Genomic DNA, 15,689 nt, shown 5'->3' on the forward strand with positions numbered 1-15,689 from the left:
CGGGGCGGCAGGCCCACACGACTTCACCGTCCGCCTTGCGCACACACGCCTGTCGCACGCTCGGCGGCCACCGCATCTTCACCCACGCTCGTGGCGTTCGCGAGCGCCCCTCGTGTCGGGTGAGACGGGCGCATATTATCCTAATCAGAATTATTGTAAAGCGCAATATTTATGATTGTGGGGCTTGACGCGATTCCGGCAACCCGAACTGATTTGCCCGTCGTGTCGAATTGGCCACAGTTTGCGCCAGTTCGGAATTGCCACCAAATTGCCGCAACTGATGCGCGCGCGGGGCGGAACGCATGCGCGTGGCGCTCGTTCTCACCTGCATCGCAACATGAGTTACGACAGGAGTGGTCCATGCGAAACATCATCCTTCCCATCGCCGCAGCCCTGGCCATCGGCGCCGCTGCGCCTGCGCTTGCCGCCGATTCCGGCGACCAGATCTCGATGCAGATGGCGCTCGATGTGGCGACCGATCTCGGCGTCACGACGGTGTCGCACACCAATTATCTCGGTGACGAATGGGAGATCGAAGGCCGCGACCGGACGGGGCGCTGGATGGAGGTCCATGTCGACTCCCGCACTGCCGAGGTGCGCCATGTGGAGCGCGGCTGGTAGTCTCAATTGCAGGATGGGTGGAGCGAAACGATGTCCCATCATTTCACGGCACGGTACAAAGGTGATGGTCACCGCTGCGCTCCACCCATCCTGCGCATCCGCGAACTTCAATGCGCAAACGTTTTGTTAGCAAATCGCCCGTGGCATTTTCCGCGATTCCGATTCGTTCTTTGAGAACGAAGTGGAGTCGTTTGCAGAACATTTCGCGCGAGGGCGCACATTCGTAGGATGAGTGGAGCGAAGCGATACCCACGACGCGGCACGAAGGTGGATCTCGATCCGCAAACCTTTCGTTAGCAAATCATCCGCGTCGAATTCTTCGATTCCGATTCGTTCTTCGCGAACGAAATGGAGTCGTTTCGAGAACAAAGCGGTGGCGGCGTCGCGCGCCTGTGCTAGCCTTGCGCATCGGGAGAGGATGCGCGCCATGCAGGACGCCTTGAGTGGGTATGCCCGCATGAGCGAAGCGATGTGCGGGATTCTCGCCGGGTCGATAGGGCTGTCCCGGATGTCGCTTCGCTCATCCGGGCCACGCAGGAAGTCCGCCGGGGACGCGAATTGATGGCAAGGGCTGCGAAACGACGGGCATCGCGCAAGACTGTGCTGACCATCGACGTCGGCGGATCGCATGTGAAGGTGATGACCGACCGCGGCCGCACCAAGCGGCGCTTCGTGTCCGGCCCCAATCTCTCGGCCCGCGCGATGGTGCAGCAAGTCAAGGCTCTGACCAAGGACTGGTCCTACGACGTGATCTCGATCGGCTACCCCGGACCGGTGGCGCGCAATCGCCCCGCGAAGGAGCCGCACAATCTCGGCCGCGGCTGGCTCAACTTCGATTTCGCCAAGGCGTTCGGTCGGCCGACGCAAGTCGTTAATGACGCGCTGCTGCAGGCGATCGGCGGCTATGACGGCGGACGCATGCTGTTCCTCGGCCTCGGTACCGGGCTTGGTGCCGCGATGATTGCCAACGGCGTGCCGCTGCCGATGGAGCTGGCGCACCTGCCGTACAAGAACAACAATTCGTTCGAGCATTATGTCGGCGCCGGCGGTCTGAAGCGGCTCGGCCGCAAGCGCTGGCGCAAGGCGGCCCTCGACGTGATTGCGCGCCTGGTCGCGGCGCTGCAGCCGGACTATGTCGTGCTCGGCGGCGGCAACGCGGACAAGGTCGGCAATCTGCCGCCAAACGTGCGGCTCGGCGTCAACGCCAATGCGTTCGATGGCGGATTCAAGCTGTGGAAGCGCGGCCTGCTCGCGCCGCCGCCGCGCACGCCGACGACGGGATGAAGCAGAAGCGCAAAGCGGGGTAATCACGCCCTACGCCTTCTTCACGAACTCCGATTTCAAATTCATCGCGCCGATGCCGTCGATCTTGCAGGCGATGTTGTGGCCGTCGCTGCCCTCGGTCAGGCGGATGCTGCGGACCTTGGTGCCGCCCTTGACCACCGATGACGAGCCCTTGACCTTGAGGTCCTTGATGACGATGACGCTGTCGCCATCGGCCAGCAGATTGCCATTGCTGTCGCGCACACCGGCCTCGGGCGAGGCTTCCGCCACCGCAGCGGCGTCGGCGCTCCATTCATGCGCGCATTCCGGGCAGACCCACAGGCCGCGATCCTGATAGGCGTGCTCGGACTGGCAGGCCGGGCATTTCGTGGTGTCGTCCATCCCAGTTCTGTTCCCCGCGTGGCGGGCGCACCGTAGGGCGACGCACCGACAAATCAAGCGAAAAGGGAACTCCAGCAGCAGGCTTGACGCTGCCCAATCGCTGATGCAATCGGCTGGCGGACACGATCGCTTGGTCTAATCAGGAACCTTCCCAAATTGACATCGCTCAGGGAATTGGGGCGCACGCTCGTCGCTCTCGGCATCATCGCCTTGCTGGCCGGCACGGCGGTCCGCGCGCAGAACCTCGATCAGGGCAAATCGGGCGCGAAGCTGTTCGCCGACAGTTGCACCGCGTGCCATCGCAGCCCGCGCGGCCTCGCCAAAGGCCGCTTCAAGCTCACGCTCTATCTGTTCCTGAAGGAGCACTATTCGAGCGGGCCGGACACGGCCTCTGCGCTCGCCTCCTACCTCGAATCCGTCGACGCCGGTCAGCGCGGCGCCGCGCGCGAGCCCGCGAAGCCGGGCAGGCGCTCCTCCGTGCGTCCGCCCGCACCGGTGCCGGGACGATAGCTGAGCAGAACTCCTATCCCGCATGAGTGGAGCGACATGGGGGTCTTGCCGTGCGGATTGGAACTGACCCGGATATCGCCTTCGCTCTGCCGGCTACGGCGGACAAGCCGCTCATCGGAGGCTACGGCAGTGAGGTCTTGCGCGAATGATGAATTGCGCCTTGCGAGTCACTGGCTCGCTTGCGGGACTTGAGGAGGTGTCACCAGCAGCTTATCCACGATTTCCGTCTTGTACCCGAACATCATGGAAGTGGTCTGTATGATGGCACATTGAGGTTCCAACTTGATGTTGGCTTGTGTCAATAGCGCGTCCCTGAGCTTCATTAAGACGCTTTCAAGATATGGCATGTCGTTTTCCGAGACGTAGGGAGTTGGGACCGTGCCGGAAAGCACGCTGTCCAGTATGTACAGGGATTTTGGATCGAGAGCTTGCGAGAGATAGAACCGGATGCTCGATGACGGATAGAATTTTGCTTCCAGAGCATGTTCCATCTCGAGCAATTCGCTCGTTCTCGTGTCCTTGAACCTTGCCAGATGAAATCTGATCGGCGCGATCTGCTTTGCGAATTCCGCCACAGAGTTGTGACTCCTGTCGCCGGCCTCGGCCAGGAAGTAGAGCCTCTGTTGCAGTTCATTCACAAGGTCCCGATAATCGGTGATGGCGGAGTTTGCCTCCTCCATGCACTTGTTATGGGTAGTGTAGTAGGTGCCGAAAGCCCCGGCCAACGCTGATGCCACGACGCCGCCACCCAAGAGCTTCTTTATATCCATTTCCATTCTGCCCGAATGCGCAACAGGTAGTGGAACTGGTATACTACAATCTCATGCGCGGCCGTGCAAAGTGAACCAAGTCACTCATCCCTCTCCGACGGCGCCTTCGCCGGACACAGCTTCCGGAAAATCTCCATGTGCTCGGCGTAGCTGCTGGCGCTGCTGCCGTCGGCGATTGTGCCGTCCTTCAGATATTTGATGACGTAGTTCGCCGACACGTTGGCCTTGCGCGCTTTGGCCTTGCCGAGGAACTGAAACTCCTCGCCGTAGAGATTGGTGAAGCGGCCGGTGGTGCAGTCGCCCCTGACTTCGTTGCGCAGGTCGAGATGCATCGTGTCATCGATGCATTTGGCCGTGAGGTCATGGGCGTAGTCGCGGCAATAGGCGGTGGCGTCGGCGCGGGTGTGCTTCGTCTCGATCACCGCCTGCGGGCCGTTGATGCCTGATGTCTTGACGATCGTCACCTGCATGCCGGTGCGCGAGCCGTAATACAGCTTGCTGTCGGCGTGGGCGGCCGAGGTCGCGAGCAGGCCAAGCGCGGCGGTGAGGGCGAGGGGCAGGCGGGACATGCAGCAAATTCCGTGGGATTGGATTGTTTTGTCTCCGCGAGACCGACGGTGGTTCATGCCGGGATCGTGGGATGGGGATCGCATGCGCTCCGCCCAACCTGCCCACCGTCCGTCGCAAATCGTCGCGTCAATCCCCAGACCACCGCGGCCGTGGCAAGCGTCGCGATCAGATGCTTCAAGGTGTGCCCGGTGACGAAGCCGAGCGCGGTCGCGATCTCGTGGTCGAGCACCTCGGCGAGTTTGGCCAGCATGTACAGCCCCATCGCGGCGCCGAACGCGATGCGGTCGGCACGCGGCGCGCGATGGATGGCTTGCCAGAGCGGGATCAGGATCAGCGGGAGCCCCTGCAACAGCAGATACGGCCGCAGGTCGGGCGCACCGTGTCGGTCCGTGAGCGCCCACCATGCGACGCTGGCGACGGCGTAAAGCGCGAGCACGATCACCTCGATGTCGGTCTTCGCGCCTGGCCTGGTGTCGCCGCGGACGCCGGCGAGCAGGCCGACGCAAACCAGCGCGATCGGCAGCCGGTCCCAGATCAGGCGGGCATTGTCGGGGGCGAGGTGATAGAAGGCGGAGCCGAACGCGGTCAGCAACAGTCCGATCAGAAACAGCCGGTAGCCGGGCCAACCACTGCGCAACTGTGCGCTGGCGCGGTGCGGCCACAGCGTCAGCCAGCCCCAGATCGCGACCAGCGCGAAGCCAAGGTTGGACAGGACATCGGCCGCGTGCGGAATGCCGAAGGCGGCCGACTGGTCGGCGAACGCGTGGTAGTGGGCCGGGTCCGGAATGCGTCCGTGCACCGCCATGATCGCGATTGCGCCGGCGATGATGATCGTCGAGGAATGCTTGATCCAGAATTTTGAGGGCTGGCCGGGAGCGATCGGGACGTTCGCGCGGGCAGGCATTTTCGACTCCAATTTGAGCGGTGCTCAACATTGGTAGTTCGAAAATGAACAATGTTCAAGTTAATTTTCAAAGCCGCTTTTCAAAGCCGGTTGGGCTACTCACCAATCCAGATCGCCGTAGGGGTCAGCCATATAGCGCGGGGGCATCCAGCGTTCTCGCGGCGGTCGCGGCCGCCGAGGTGCGGCGGCGGGGACGGGCTGGCGCGCAACAACGGTATCATTCTCTTTCGCCATGCTCCGCACGGCAGGTTTCGCGGGTGACGCCGCAAGCTGCGTCTGCAGCGCCTGGACCTGCGCGGCGAGGCGCGCATTGTCCGCGGCATCTTTCTCTTGCGCTGTCTTGAGTTGTTGAATCGCGTCGGCCTGCGCGCGGAGCGTTTGCTCGCTCTCGCTCCTCTGTTGCTCGAGCTTGGCGTTGATGGTCGCAAGTGTCTCGGTGATGGTCTTGAGCGATTGCGCAACCTCGCCGGACGTCTGGTCAGGCGGCGTGGCGGCGGCTGGTGGAACGCTTTCGGTTTCTTTTTTGACTGGCGGTGCAGGCAGCACCTTCGGCTCGTCAGCGGCCGCCAGTTGGATGGCTGGCGGATTCGCCGGACCGGGAAGCGCTGCTACGTTCGGGGCCGGGGGCGGGCTCGCGGCCGGCGGGGCCCATCGCGCCAGGATCGGCGCCATCATCGTCCTGGTTTCATCGTGATATTGCGAAGCGAACGCAGCGCCGAGAATGCCAATCGCCAGCAGGCCAACGACGGCGCGCAGCATGGGCCGGTTCCGCTTCACGCCTTGCGGACGAACGCTGCTCTCTGCCGCCGGCACCTTGTCCGATGGCGCGCCGTCGCCGCGCGCCGCACTGGCTCCGATCCGCGGAGCCCGCGGGCTCGCGCTGTCGTGTTCCATTCCGGAAACCAGCTTGTCCAGCCGCGCGAGGTCTTGCTCGGCGCTCTTGATCCGTTCATAGGCCCGCGTCAACTCGCCATCGGCGCGCTCACCGTCCGGCTTCGGATCGTTCGTCTCAGGCACCGATGCGCTCTCCATCCAGCATGACGTCAACGGAATGCGTGCGGCCGTCCAGGATCATGGTGAGGATAGGTCTCGCCGCGGTCCAAGACAACGCGGGCGCGAGGGAGAAATTATGGCGGCCGGGGCCACCAATCCCTGGGGCTGGACAGGAGGGGCGGATCGGCAGTCTACTGCTGACAGCAGCGGCAGCGACCGCTGCGGTTCCGAATGGCAGCATGAGGAGAGCACCATGATCTCCGAGTTGCAAATTCATGTGATCGCCCGGCAGATGTTCGAGCGGCACGGCTTCGAGGCGATTGCCCAGGCCGCCCAGAATGCGATCGCCTGCGAGAGCAGGGGCGAGACCGAGGAAGCCCGGGAGTGGCGTCATCTCGAGGACGCCATGAAGATGATGCGCGGACCGCATCAGAGCTGATCGACGGATCGACTTGTCTCCGGTTGCGTAGGGCGGATTAGCCGAAGGCGTAATCCGCCGACTCGGCAAACGACGTGATGGCGGATTACGCTATCGCTAATCCGCCCTACAAGTTTGCGCACGAGACGGACGCAAATCCTGACTGCGTCGCGGTCGCGAGGTTAATACATTGGTCATTTCTTTGCGGGCATTTTCACGGCCTCATCAACAGGAGGCGCCATGTCTGACATCACCATTCCCGGCGGACGGATTCGTTCTTTCATCGAGCGGATCGAGAATCTCGACACCGAATTGCAGGAACTGAGCGAGCAGAAGAAGGAGGTCTTTTCTGAGGCCAAGGGCGAGGGGTTCGATGTGAAGATCCTCAAGGAGATCATCAAGCTCCGGAAGGAAGACAAGGACGAGCGCGACGAGCGTGAAAGCCTGCTCGATCTCTACATGAGAGCGATGGAAACGGCGCCGGCGGACAAGGCGGCGAAGGCGGCCTGAGCGAAGCGAACGAGCAAGTCGGCGGATTGGTGCGTAGGGCGGATTAGCCGTAGGCGTAATCCGCCGACTTGGCCAAATGCGTAACGGCGGATTACGCTATCGCTAATCCGCCCTACGAGTTGCTTCATCGCTTGGGTCCCCTTTGGTAGACCCCTGAAAACGACACGTTGACGCCGCCGCAATGGAGGTTGTCGCCGACAACCAGCAGCTTGCCGAGGAGCTGCATGGTGACCTGGCAGTCGAGCTCGTCGGTCCCGTCGCCGAACTTCATCTTGTCGCCGGAAGGTTTTGCGTCGTAGTCGAGCTCGCCGACATGGGTGCGGCTGCCTGAACCCCAAATGGCCTCGCCCTTGATGGCGAGCTGACCTGCCTCTTTCGATGTCGCGATACGAATGACATTGCCGTCGGCGCGCCATTCGCCGAGCCAATCCCGCATCTCCGGTGGTCGTTTATCCCCCTGCCACGCAAGCCTGTCGGTCTCGATCCAGCCGACCGTCTCGGAGCCCTTGCGAGGTTGAAACCAGCTGCAGGCAAACTTGCCGAACGTCCGGGAAACGATGACGTCATCGTTGGGAATGACATAGGTCTTCAGACGACAGGCCTGATCGTCGGGGCAACGCTCGTTGGTATCGCCGTGGAAATAGATCCTGTCGCCGGCCGCGCCCTTGATCTTCGCCAGCCTGTAGTCCGTGCTCTCGCGCGGAAAATATCCGTTCCGGCAAATGTATTCGGCGTTGCCCTTGAGCTGGGCGGATGCGGGTGAGGTCTGGAGCAGGCTCCATGCGAGGAGTCCGAGCGAAGCCTGCATAAGGCGTCTCATTGGGAATTCATCCTCGGTTCGCTTGCCCCGTGAAATACGGCCGCGTGGTGAGGCGGTGATTCCATGTGCAGGCTACCTGGTCAAGTACATCGTCGTCGCCCTGGCGAAAGCCAGGGCCCATCCGCCGCAGCAGATGTTGTGAACGCGGTTCGTTGCTCCGGCGTCGCTCAACAATAGACATTCGGGGTAATGGGTCCCCTGAGTTCACAAACGAAGTGCAACACTTCCGACTGGAGGTGTTGCCATGGGGCGGACTTACAAGCAGCTCTCCCTGGAAGAGCGATGCGAGATTGCCAGGCTTTCGGCCGATGGCACCTCGATCCGGCAAATCGCGGCAGCTCTGGATCGCCCGCCATCAACGATCTCTCGGGAGATGAACCGCAATCGCGGCGCTCAGGTCGGCTACAAGCCGAGCTACGCCCTGCAACAGGCCCGGGCGCGGCGCTGGAAGGGCGCCCGCCTCGAGCGGGAGAGCGAGCTGCGCGACGCCGTCCTGGCGGGCCTCAGCCGCGGCTGGTCCCCCGAGCAGGTCGCCGGCCGGCTGGCCAGCGAGCGCGGCCGCAAGGTGATCTCCCATGAGAGCATCTACCGCTTCATCTACGCCCAGATCAGACGCACCACCGATGGCAGCTGGCGGTGCTATCTGCCGCGCCGCAAGAGCAAGCGCGGCCGCCGCGGCAAGCGGGGCGGAAGTCCTGCAAGCTTCATCGAAGGCCGTGTTTCGCTGCATCAACGGCCGCCTGAAGCCGCCGATCGCAGCGTTCCCGGCCATTGGGAGGCCGACCTGATCATGTTCTCCAAATACGGCCAGCAGATCCTGGTCGTGCACGAGCGCACCTCCCGTCTGCTGCTCGGCGTCCGTCTCCCAAACAAGCTGGCGTCCGGTGTCGCTCACCATCTCGTGCGCCTGTTCGAGGCCCTGCCACAGCCGATGCGCCAGACCGTCACCTTCGACAACGGCACCGAGTTCGCGTCTCATCTTCGCTTGGACAGCCTCTTGATGAAGACGTTCTTCTGCGATCCCCACGCCCCCTGGCAGAAAGGCGGCATCGAGAACGCCATCGGCCGCACCCGCCGCTTCATTCCACGCAACACCGACCTCGAAAAGCTCCCGACCCGCCGTTTCCACCAGTCCATGGCTGCCTACAACAACACCCCGCGCAAATGCCTTGACTTCAAGACCCCGGCAGAGGTCTTTGCTGCTCAAGTGTTGCACTTCGAATGTGAATCCACCTCCTGGCTTTCGCCAGGACGACGGGTGTGGGGTGCGCGTCATCCGCAGTCACTCCTGCCGTAGGGTGGGCAAAGGCGCGCAGCGACGTGCCCACCATCTTCGGCGTGCTCGTGATGGTGGGCACGCTTCCGCCTTCGCTCGCTGAGCTGCGACGTGACGGGGACGCTTTGCCCACCCTACGGCAGCTGGCCGTGTGTTCTCGTTCTCGCGACATGAATTGCCCGAGCTTTGCATCTCGTTTCGCCCTCTCCTGGGGTTGAGGGCGCAGGGAAAGCCGGGTGCACGCTGCACCCGCGGTCTCGTGCGCGATGAGTAGAAAGTGGTGCACACGAGCATACAGAGCAGCGGAGGCATTCCGGCTTCCCCTGCGCAACGGCTTTACGGCTTATACGTGCTCGCCCTGGTGAGACCCTGCTTTTGTGCCACCATCGTCTGCGATCGGCTTTGGGCCTCTCGCGTACTTGCCACCAACATCGGGGCGGCAGGCCCACACGACTTCACCGTACGCCTCGCGCACGCACGTCAATCGCACGTTCGGCGTCCATCGCATCTCGACCCGCGTTCCTGACGTTGCGCAACGCCCCTCGTTCGGGTGAGGTAATCAATTGTTAGCATATTCAGAAGTTCGCGTAAAGAGGATTATTTTTGCCTTGGGGCCTTGCGCCGTCGGGCAAATCAGCGGTCTAATGTCAGCGGGAGCGCATAGGCTCCGTCGAGGGCGTAGGGCGGATTAGCGAAGCGTAATCCGCCGACCGGTGTCGCGGCAAAGGATGGCGGATTACGCTATCGCTAATCCGCCCTACGAGCTACGCAGCGATCCCGGCGGCCTTGGCGATCAGTTCGAACGAGCGCAGCCGCGTGGTGTGATCGTAGACGTCGGACACCACCATCAGCTCGTCGGCGCCGGTCTCCGTGACCAGCGCCTCGATGCCGGCGCGCACCGTCTCGGGCGAGCCGATGATGGAGCGGGCGAGCATCCCCATCGCCTGGGCTTTCTCTGCAGGCGACCAGTAGCTCTCGATGTCGTCGATCGGCGGCTGGCTCAGGCCGCGCGCGCCGCGGAAGATATTCGTGAACGACATCTGCTGCGTTGTCGCGAGGCGCCGCGCCTCGGCGTCGGTCTCGGCGGCGATGATGTTGACGCCGACCATCGTATAGGGGCGGTCGAGCTGCTCTGATGGTTTGAAGCGCGCGCGATAGATCTGCAATGCGGGGATCAGCTCGGCGGGCGCGAAATGCGAGGCGAACGCGTAGGGCAACCCGAGCTCGCCGGCCAGCATCGCGCCGAAATGGCTCGATCCCAGGATCCACAGCGGCACGTCGGTGCCCGCGGCCGGCACCGCCTGGATGCGCTGGTTGGGACCGGCCGGCGCCAGGAACGCCTGCACCTCGAGCACGTCCTGCGGAAAGTTCTCGGCAGCTTCCGGCGTGCGGCGCAGCGCGCGCAGCGTGAGCTGATCGGTGCCGGGCGCGCGGCCGAGCCCGAGGTCGATCCGGCCGGGAAACAGCCGCGCCAGCGTGCCGAACTGCTCGGCAATGACATAGGGCGCGTGGTTCGGCAGCATGATGCCGCCGGCGCCGACGCGGATGGTCTTGGTCCCCGCCGCGATATGCCCGATCACCACCGACGTCGCCGCGCTCGCGATCCCCGCCATGTTGTGATGCTCCGCCACCCAGATGCGGCGATAGCCGAGCGCCTCGGCATGAACGGCGACATCGCGTGCGTTATAGAGCGCGCCGCGCGCGTCGGTATCCTGCGTGACGCGGACGAGATCAAGGATGGAGAGGGGTGTCACGGTGGCTCCGGAGCGTTAGCAGGGAAATCGCATGTGAGGATTGAGTGATGTGGGCAGCGGCGCTGGACTCCCTCTCCCGCTTGCGGGGGAGGGCGGGGTGGGGGTGCTTCCGCATTGGTATTCCTTGTGTGGAGAGAGCCCCCACCCGCCGCGCTCTTCGAGCGCGTCGGCCTCCCCCGCAAGCGGGAGAGGCGAAGCGAGCCCGCGGACAGTCCTCGATAATGCCATATGCGATTATCCTGGGAGCGTGAGGGACGGGGAGCCGATGGGATTTGGCTGCGTCCAGGTGGATTGCGAAACGGCGGGGAGCAGCCGGTTCATGCAGATGCATATGGATACGGTCGCCACGCCGGTCAATCCGCCTGATGCGACTGGACGACGCAAAGCCCCGCGTCCCAAAATATCGAAAACAACCCCATGCAAAGTAGAAGAGGCGCTGCCGGCACCCGGAAAAGCGACTTGACGCGTCGGGCAAATCAGCGGTATCCTTCCATTATTCCGAAATAGCTGCGCAACTTGCCGAAAATGTGCTGATCGTGGCGGCTTCCGCCTGCGGCCCATCCACCCTATTTTTGCCGGGCCCGACCGCTTAAGCACCCACCGATCCGATCCGGAGCGAACCATTCCCCAACTCATCTTCGGTCTAATCAGCCTGCTGATCCTGGCCCGTTTCATCTGGCCGCTCGACTGGCCGCTGCCGGCAAAGATCGTCGCAGCGTTGCTCGTGCTGGCAGCCTTGCAGTTTCACCGCTGGAACAGGCTGTCGTCGGGATCGGTATTCTCGCCGGAGTTTCCGCGTCCGGTGGTCGTCCTGTTCAACTGGGCATTCGGTGCGATCGTCCTGCTGGCGCTATTGCAACTGGTGCTCGATGCCGGACTGATCGTCGCAGCCCTGATCCATGGCGGCATCGTCGGCGCGCCCGACGGCGTCCGCTACGCGCTTGCGGCGCTGGCGGCCGCAGCCGCAGGGATCGGCGTCCATCAGGCCATGCGCATTCCGCCGTTGAAGGACGTCGAGGTCGCCATCCGCGGACTTCCGCAAGCGTTCGACGGCTACACCATCCTGCAACTGACCGATCTGCACATCAGCCGGCTGTTTCCTGCGCCATGGGCGCGCGAGGTCGTCGCGCGATCGAACAAGCTCGGCGCGGACCTGATCGCTGTGACCGGCGACCTGATCGACGGCAGCATCGATGCAAGGCGGGGCGACATCGTGCCGTTGCGCGACCTGATGGCCGCCGACGGCGTCTACGTGATCTCGGGCAATCACGAATATATCTTCGGCTACGACGGATGGATGGCGCACTACGAGGCGTTGGGCCTGCGCTCGCTGGAGAACAGGCACATCGTTCTCGAACGCGGCGGCGGCCGTCTGGTGATCGCGGGGATCACCGACCGCGCCTCGCGCCACCGCGGGCATTCCATCCGCGACCTCGCCGCGGTTCTCGACGGCGCCCCGGAAGGCGCGCCCGTCATCCTGCTCGACCACCAGCCGAGCGATGCGCGAAAGGCAGCCCGGCTCGGCGTCGCCCTGCAACTCTCCGGACACACCCATGGCGGATTGATCCTGGGCGTCGATCGCCTGGCCGCACGCGCCAATGCCGGCTTCGTCTCGGGCCGTTACGACGTCGACGGGATGACGCTCTACGTCAACAACGGCACCGCGCTATGGCCGGGTTTTGCCTTGCGGCTCGGCCGCCCGTCCGAATTGACGCGGATCATTTTGCGTGTGGCTGACGAGGCCCAAGCGAGTAGGGCGGGTTAGCGAAGCGTAACCCGCCGCACAGGCAGAAAGAACCAAAATGGACCCAGAGATCATCTCGCTGTGTGTGCAGCGTCCCGGAGAAGACAAACTGCACATCCAGGTCGCTCTGACAGAGTTGGACGCCAACATCTGCCGCCTCGCTGTCACCTGGCCGGTCGGGAGCGAGGAACGCCACTTCGACGCCACGGATTTCTACGAATGCCTTCGCGCGTTTCGGCGCGTCATTGAACCGGAGGGATTTCGTGTCCTGTGCCAGGGCGCACGGCCGAACGTCTACCCGTCAGCAATGGCGCGCGGCGGCGGCGCGTGGAAGTCCTATGCGCTACGCTTCGGGGAGCCGGGGACGAGAGATCAACTGGTCGATACGTTCGATCCTGTCGAGGACATCGATGCCGTCGGGACGGTGGCCGAACAGGAAGATTGGCTGTCGCGTCATTGGGCGGAGTTCAGGGCGCGTGCGGGACGTTAGTGCAAGTTCGGGATGTTGGGCAGCCCGGCTCAGCCGCCCCTCCGAGTTGACCCGGACCACGTTGCGTGTCGCTGGCGGCGCTTGAGTGAGTAGGGCGGGTTAATCGTACTGAGTCAGCCGGCCGCAGCCGTTGCGGCTGAGAATCAAGTATTTGTAGAGATTCAGTGTTTGGCCCGCGGAGGGCCAGATGAATCTCGATCAGGGTGGAGACAGCGAAGCGCGGTTTGCGGAGTATGTGGCGGGGCTTGGCAGCGTGATCGGTCACGCGGAGCGGGTGCGGCCGCTCCGCGACTATTGCACGGGGTTGATACTCCCTGGGGACCGCAAGAGCGTGGAGCCGATGGCGGCGCGGACGGCTCCGGAGCGAACGGCGGCACAGCATCAGTCGCTGCTGCACCTTGTCGCCAACGCGGCTTGGTCGGACGAGGACGTGCTGACCAAGGTGCGCGAGAAGGTGTTGCCGGCGATCGAGAAGAGCGGCCCGATCGAGGCATGGATCATCGACGACACCTCGTTCCCCAAGCACGGCAAGCATTCGGTCGGCGTGCATCATCAGTATTGCGGCCAGCTCGGCAAGCAGGCCAATTGCCAGGTCGCGGTGTCTCTCTCGATCGCCAATCACGCCGCCAGCCTTCCGGTGGCCTATCGGCTGTACCTGTCGCAGGACTGGACCAAGGACCGTAAGCGCCGGAACAAGGCCGGCGTACCGAAGGAGATCAAGTTCAAGACCAAGCCGGAGATCGCGCTGGAGCAGATCCGCTGGGCCTGCGAGAGCGGCTTGCGGCGCGGCGTTGCATTGATGGACTCGGCCTATGGCAGGGACTCGCGGCTGCGGGCAGGCATGACGGAGTTGGGCGTGAGCTACGTGGTCGGCATTCTGCCGGACACCTTGATGTGGGCCCCAGGCACCGGCCCGCGGCGGATGGACAAGCCGCTGAACAACACCGGCCGCCGCGACGAGCCCGATCTGGTCTCGGCCAAGGAAGTGGCACTCGGTCTACCGAAACGAGCCTGGCGCAAGGTGACGTGGCGCGAGGGCTCGGCCGAGCGGCTGTCCTCGCGCTTTGCGCGCGTGCGCGTCCGTGTCGCATACAACAAGCTGATCCCCGAGACGCTGGCGCCGGAGTGGCTGCTGATCGAGTGGCCCGAGGGCGAAAAGGAGCCGACCAAATACTGGCTCTCCAAGTTGTCGGAGAACATCAGCTTCGAGCAACTGGTCGATCTTGCCAAGCTGCGCTGGCGTATCGAGCGCGACTATCAGGAACTCAAGCAGGAGGTCGGGCTCGGTCATTACGAGGGACGCGGCTGGCGCGGCTTCCATCATCACGCAACCCTGTGCATCGCCGCTTATGGCTTCCTTATCGCCGAGCAGGCGACGATTCCCCCCTCAGCACCACGTTCCGCCGCGCCGCTCCAGGCACCTCGCTTACCCGACGATTACAGACCCAGAGGCTCTTCCCTTGCGGCCTGAACGCCATGTCCCGAACTCGATCGCAACCATGCGCGTGCGACTGAGCCTCGCCCTCAGCAAAACCATCACGCGATGTCCCTGCTGCGGCGCTATCGCAGCATCAAGCACGCGCAGAAACCCGTGACGCAGTAAGATTAACCACCGGGTCCGCGCAACGCGCGGCCCGATGACAGGCTCCGCGTAACCCGCCGCTGTGCCGCGCCGCGAACGAGACGGCGGATTACGCTATCCGCCTTCGCTCGTTGAGCTTCGGCGAGACAAGCCGCTAATCCGCCCTACGTTGTTAGTTACGCGCAGCGCGCAGGTCGAACGTGGTTTGCGTCATCCTGGCCATGAAGCCCTCGAGAAAGACCACTCTCTGCCTGGCCAATTCGTTTTGCAGCTCGAGGATCTTCTGCGACTCCGCAATGAAGGTTTCGTAAGCCTGCTTCGCGAATTCGGTCTGAACCTCAAGCGCCTTGTCGGGCGAACGCACAGCCGCAAGCTTCTCGAAGTACGACCATGTCTGTTCGAGCGACTTGCTGGCGTAATCGCCATAGGCATTCGCGATGGTCTGAGGGCTGACCGCGGTGGTATCAGCCGATACGACGGGGACGGTCGCGGAAGTCTCGGCTGCGGAAGCCTCGATCGCGGACGTCTCAGCCGCAGACGTGTCAGCTGGAGAGCCGTCGCTCGATGCGACAGGTGCGCTGATCTCCTCGTGGGCGACCACCACGCTGATCTCCTCGCGAGCGTCCTGCACGCCGGTCTTCTCGCCGGCATCCTGCACCTGAACCAGCGCTTTAGTCTGTTGCTCGGCCTTTGGGCTCTGCGGTCCCTTCCGCTTGCGCCGCCCGGATTTCCCGATCGGTTTATTACCGCCTGTACTCAACATCTTGGCCGCTCCAGATTCAGAAATCGACTCATACACTGTGCCATGTTCGCGCTGGAATCTTGCCACTGGCGTGGCGACCATGTGATGACATCTGGAAAAATGAACGCCGGCGGCGGGAACCACGCGCGTCCCGCATGGCGCAGCGAGTAGGGCGGATTAGCCCAACGGGTCCGCGCAAAGCGCGGCCCGATGACAGGCTCCGCGTAACCCGCCGCTGTGCCGCGCCGCGAACGAGATGGCGGATGACGCTATCCGCCTTCGCTCGTTGAGCTTCGGCGAGACAAGCCGCTCATCCGCCC

General features: G+C 63.5%; 17 protein-coding genes. 9 read left to right on the forward strand and 8 right to left on the reverse strand.

All coding sequences use genetic code 11. The features are described from left to right. Positions 1-360 precede the first annotated feature (360 nt). Together JQ604_RS35890 and JQ604_RS35895 are read left to right on the forward strand one after the other, a co-directional pair. Positions 361-621 (forward strand): PepSY domain-containing protein, encoded by a 261-nt coding sequence (locus tag JQ604_RS35890; protein ID WP_212365460.1) that lies wholly within the window; start codon positions 361-363, stop codon positions 619-621. Between the two features lie 561 nt (positions 622-1,182). Continuing rightward, a complete protein-coding gene (locus JQ604_RS35895; RefSeq protein ID WP_212365461.1) occupies positions 1,183-1,905 on the forward strand; it encodes an ROK family protein in 723 nt (240 codons plus the stop codon). A gap of 30 nt (positions 1,906-1,935) precedes the next feature. On the opposite strand, the gene JQ604_RS35900 is transcribed toward JQ604_RS35895, so the two are convergent. Beyond that, positions 1,936-2,286: a zinc ribbon domain-containing protein YjdM gene (locus tag JQ604_RS35900; protein ID WP_212365462.1), complete on the reverse strand. Its 351-nt coding sequence runs from the start codon at positions 2,284-2,286 to the stop codon at positions 1,936-1,938. Between the two features lie 156 nt (positions 2,287-2,442). Between JQ604_RS35900 and JQ604_RS35905 the strand changes: the two genes are divergently transcribed. After that, the gene (locus tag JQ604_RS35905; protein ID WP_433996320.1) at positions 2,443-2,796 is read left to right on the forward strand and encodes a cytochrome C; all 354 of its coding nucleotides are present in this window, start codon (positions 2,443-2,445) and stop codon (positions 2,794-2,796) included. 167 nt (positions 2,797-2,963) lie between these two features. Here JQ604_RS35905 and JQ604_RS35910 read toward each other — a convergent pair whose 3' ends face one another. From JQ604_RS35910 to JQ604_RS35925, 4 genes are all read right to left on the reverse strand, one after another. Then, the gene (locus tag JQ604_RS35910) at positions 2,964-3,566 is read right to left on the reverse strand and encodes a hypothetical protein (RefSeq protein WP_212365463.1); all 603 of its coding nucleotides are present in this window, start codon (positions 3,564-3,566) and stop codon (positions 2,964-2,966) included. An 80-nt stretch (positions 3,567-3,646) separates the two neighbouring features. Next, positions 3,647-4,135, reverse strand: a complete 489-nt coding sequence (locus JQ604_RS35915) for a hypothetical protein (RefSeq protein ID WP_212365464.1) — start codon at positions 4,133-4,135, stop codon at positions 3,647-3,649. Between the two features lie 53 nt (positions 4,136-4,188). Next, positions 4,189-5,040 (reverse strand): hypothetical protein, encoded by an 852-nt coding sequence (locus JQ604_RS35920; protein ID WP_212365465.1) that lies wholly within the window; start codon positions 5,038-5,040, stop codon positions 4,189-4,191. 99 nt (positions 5,041-5,139) lie between these two features. Beyond that, positions 5,140-6,057, reverse strand: a complete 918-nt coding sequence (locus JQ604_RS35925; RefSeq protein ID WP_349631180.1) for a hypothetical protein — start codon at positions 6,055-6,057, stop codon at positions 5,140-5,142. 229 nt (positions 6,058-6,286) lie between these two features. Here JQ604_RS35925 and JQ604_RS35930 point away from each other — a divergent pair, with 229 nt between their 5' ends. After that, the gene (locus JQ604_RS35930; protein WP_212365532.1) at positions 6,287-6,472 is read left to right on the forward strand and encodes a hypothetical protein; all 186 of its coding nucleotides are present in this window, start codon (positions 6,287-6,289) and stop codon (positions 6,470-6,472) included. 219 nt (positions 6,473-6,691) lie between these two features. Further along, on the forward strand, positions 6,692-6,961 hold the full coding sequence (locus JQ604_RS35935) for a DUF2312 domain-containing protein (RefSeq protein WP_212365467.1): 270 nt from the start codon (positions 6,692-6,694) through the stop codon (positions 6,959-6,961). A gap of 124 nt (positions 6,962-7,085) precedes the next feature. On the opposite strand, the gene JQ604_RS35940 is transcribed toward JQ604_RS35935, so the two are convergent. Beyond that, a complete protein-coding gene (locus JQ604_RS35940; protein ID WP_212365468.1) occupies positions 7,086-7,781 on the reverse strand; it encodes a hypothetical protein in 696 nt (231 codons plus the stop codon). Positions 7,782-8,025: 244 nt separating this feature from the next. On the opposite strand from JQ604_RS35940, the gene JQ604_RS35945 reads away from it, so the two are divergent. Continuing rightward, positions 8,026-9,078 (forward strand): IS30 family transposase, encoded by a 1,053-nt coding sequence (locus JQ604_RS35945; RefSeq protein WP_249159147.1) that lies wholly within the window; start codon positions 8,026-8,028, stop codon positions 9,076-9,078. Positions 9,079-9,821: 743 nt separating this feature from the next. Here JQ604_RS35945 and JQ604_RS35950 read toward each other — a convergent pair. Beyond that, positions 9,822-10,811: an LLM class flavin-dependent oxidoreductase gene (locus tag JQ604_RS35950; RefSeq protein WP_212365469.1), complete on the reverse strand. Its 990-nt coding sequence runs from the start codon at positions 10,809-10,811 to the stop codon at positions 9,822-9,824. 622 nt (positions 10,812-11,433) lie between these two features. On the opposite strand from JQ604_RS35950, the gene JQ604_RS35955 reads away from it, so the two are divergent. The 3 genes from JQ604_RS35955 (at position 11,434) to JQ604_RS35965 (ending at position 14,516) form a co-directional block, all read left to right on the forward strand. Beyond that, complete coding sequence (locus tag JQ604_RS35955; protein WP_212365533.1) at positions 11,434-12,576, forward strand: metallophosphoesterase; 1,143 nt, start codon at positions 11,434-11,436, stop codon at positions 12,574-12,576. Between the two features lie 37 nt (positions 12,577-12,613). After that, positions 12,614-13,045 carry a hypothetical protein gene (locus JQ604_RS35960; RefSeq protein WP_212365470.1) on the forward strand — a complete coding sequence of 144 codons (432 nt, stop codon included), beginning with the start codon at positions 12,614-12,616 and terminating at the stop codon, positions 13,043-13,045. A 187-nt stretch (positions 13,046-13,232) separates the two neighbouring features. Then, the gene (locus JQ604_RS35965; RefSeq protein WP_212365471.1) at positions 13,233-14,516 is read left to right on the forward strand and encodes an IS701 family transposase; all 1,284 of its coding nucleotides are present in this window, start codon (positions 13,233-13,235) and stop codon (positions 14,514-14,516) included. Positions 14,517-14,799: 283 nt separating this feature from the next. Here JQ604_RS35965 and JQ604_RS41770 read toward each other — a convergent pair whose 3' ends face one another. Then, positions 14,800-15,144 carry a phasin family protein gene (locus JQ604_RS41770; protein ID WP_349631182.1) on the reverse strand — a complete coding sequence of 115 codons (345 nt, stop codon included), beginning with the start codon at positions 15,142-15,144 and terminating at the stop codon, positions 14,800-14,802. Positions 15,145-15,689 lie beyond the last annotated feature (545 nt).

The sequence above is a fragment of the Bradyrhizobium jicamae genome (genome assembly GCF_018130695.1).
Taxonomy (GTDB): Bacteria; Pseudomonadota; Alphaproteobacteria; order Rhizobiales; family Xanthobacteraceae; genus Bradyrhizobium; species Bradyrhizobium jicamae_B.

Coding starts and splice junctions, on each gene's coding strand:
- JQ604_RS35890 (WP_212365460.1), top strand. CDS start 361: ATGCGAAACATCATCCTTCCCATCGCCGCAGCCCTGGCCATCGGCGCC.
- JQ604_RS35920 (WP_212365465.1), bottom strand. CDS start 5,040: ATGCCTGCCCGCGCGAACGTCCCGATCGCTCCCGGCCAGCCCTCAAAA.
- JQ604_RS35960 (WP_212365470.1), top strand. CDS start 12,614: ATGGACCCAGAGATCATCTCGCTGTGTGTGCAGCGTCCCGGAGAAGAC.
- JQ604_RS35940 (WP_212365468.1), bottom strand. CDS start 7,781: ATGAGACGCCTTATGCAGGCTTCGCTCGGACTCCTCGCATGGAGCCTG.
- JQ604_RS35895 (WP_212365461.1), top strand. CDS start 1,183: ATGGCAAGGGCTGCGAAACGACGGGCATCGCGCAAGACTGTGCTGACC.
- JQ604_RS35915 (WP_212365464.1), bottom strand. CDS start 4,135: ATGTCCCGCCTGCCCCTCGCCCTCACCGCCGCGCTTGGCCTGCTCGCG.
- JQ604_RS35935 (WP_212365467.1), top strand. CDS start 6,692: ATGTCTGACATCACCATTCCCGGCGGACGGATTCGTTCTTTCATCGAG.
- JQ604_RS35910 (WP_212365463.1), bottom strand. CDS start 3,566: ATGGATATAAAGAAGCTCTTGGGTGGCGGCGTCGTGGCATCAGCGTTG.
- JQ604_RS35945 (WP_249159147.1), top strand. CDS start 8,026: ATGGGGCGGACTTACAAGCAGCTCTCCCTGGAAGAGCGATGCGAGATT.
- JQ604_RS35965 (WP_212365471.1), top strand. CDS start 13,233: ATGAATCTCGATCAGGGTGGAGACAGCGAAGCGCGGTTTGCGGAGTAT.
- JQ604_RS35930 (WP_212365532.1), top strand. CDS start 6,287: ATGATCTCCGAGTTGCAAATTCATGTGATCGCCCGGCAGATGTTCGAG.
- JQ604_RS35900 (WP_212365462.1), bottom strand. CDS start 2,286: ATGGACGACACCACGAAATGCCCGGCCTGCCAGTCCGAGCACGCCTAT.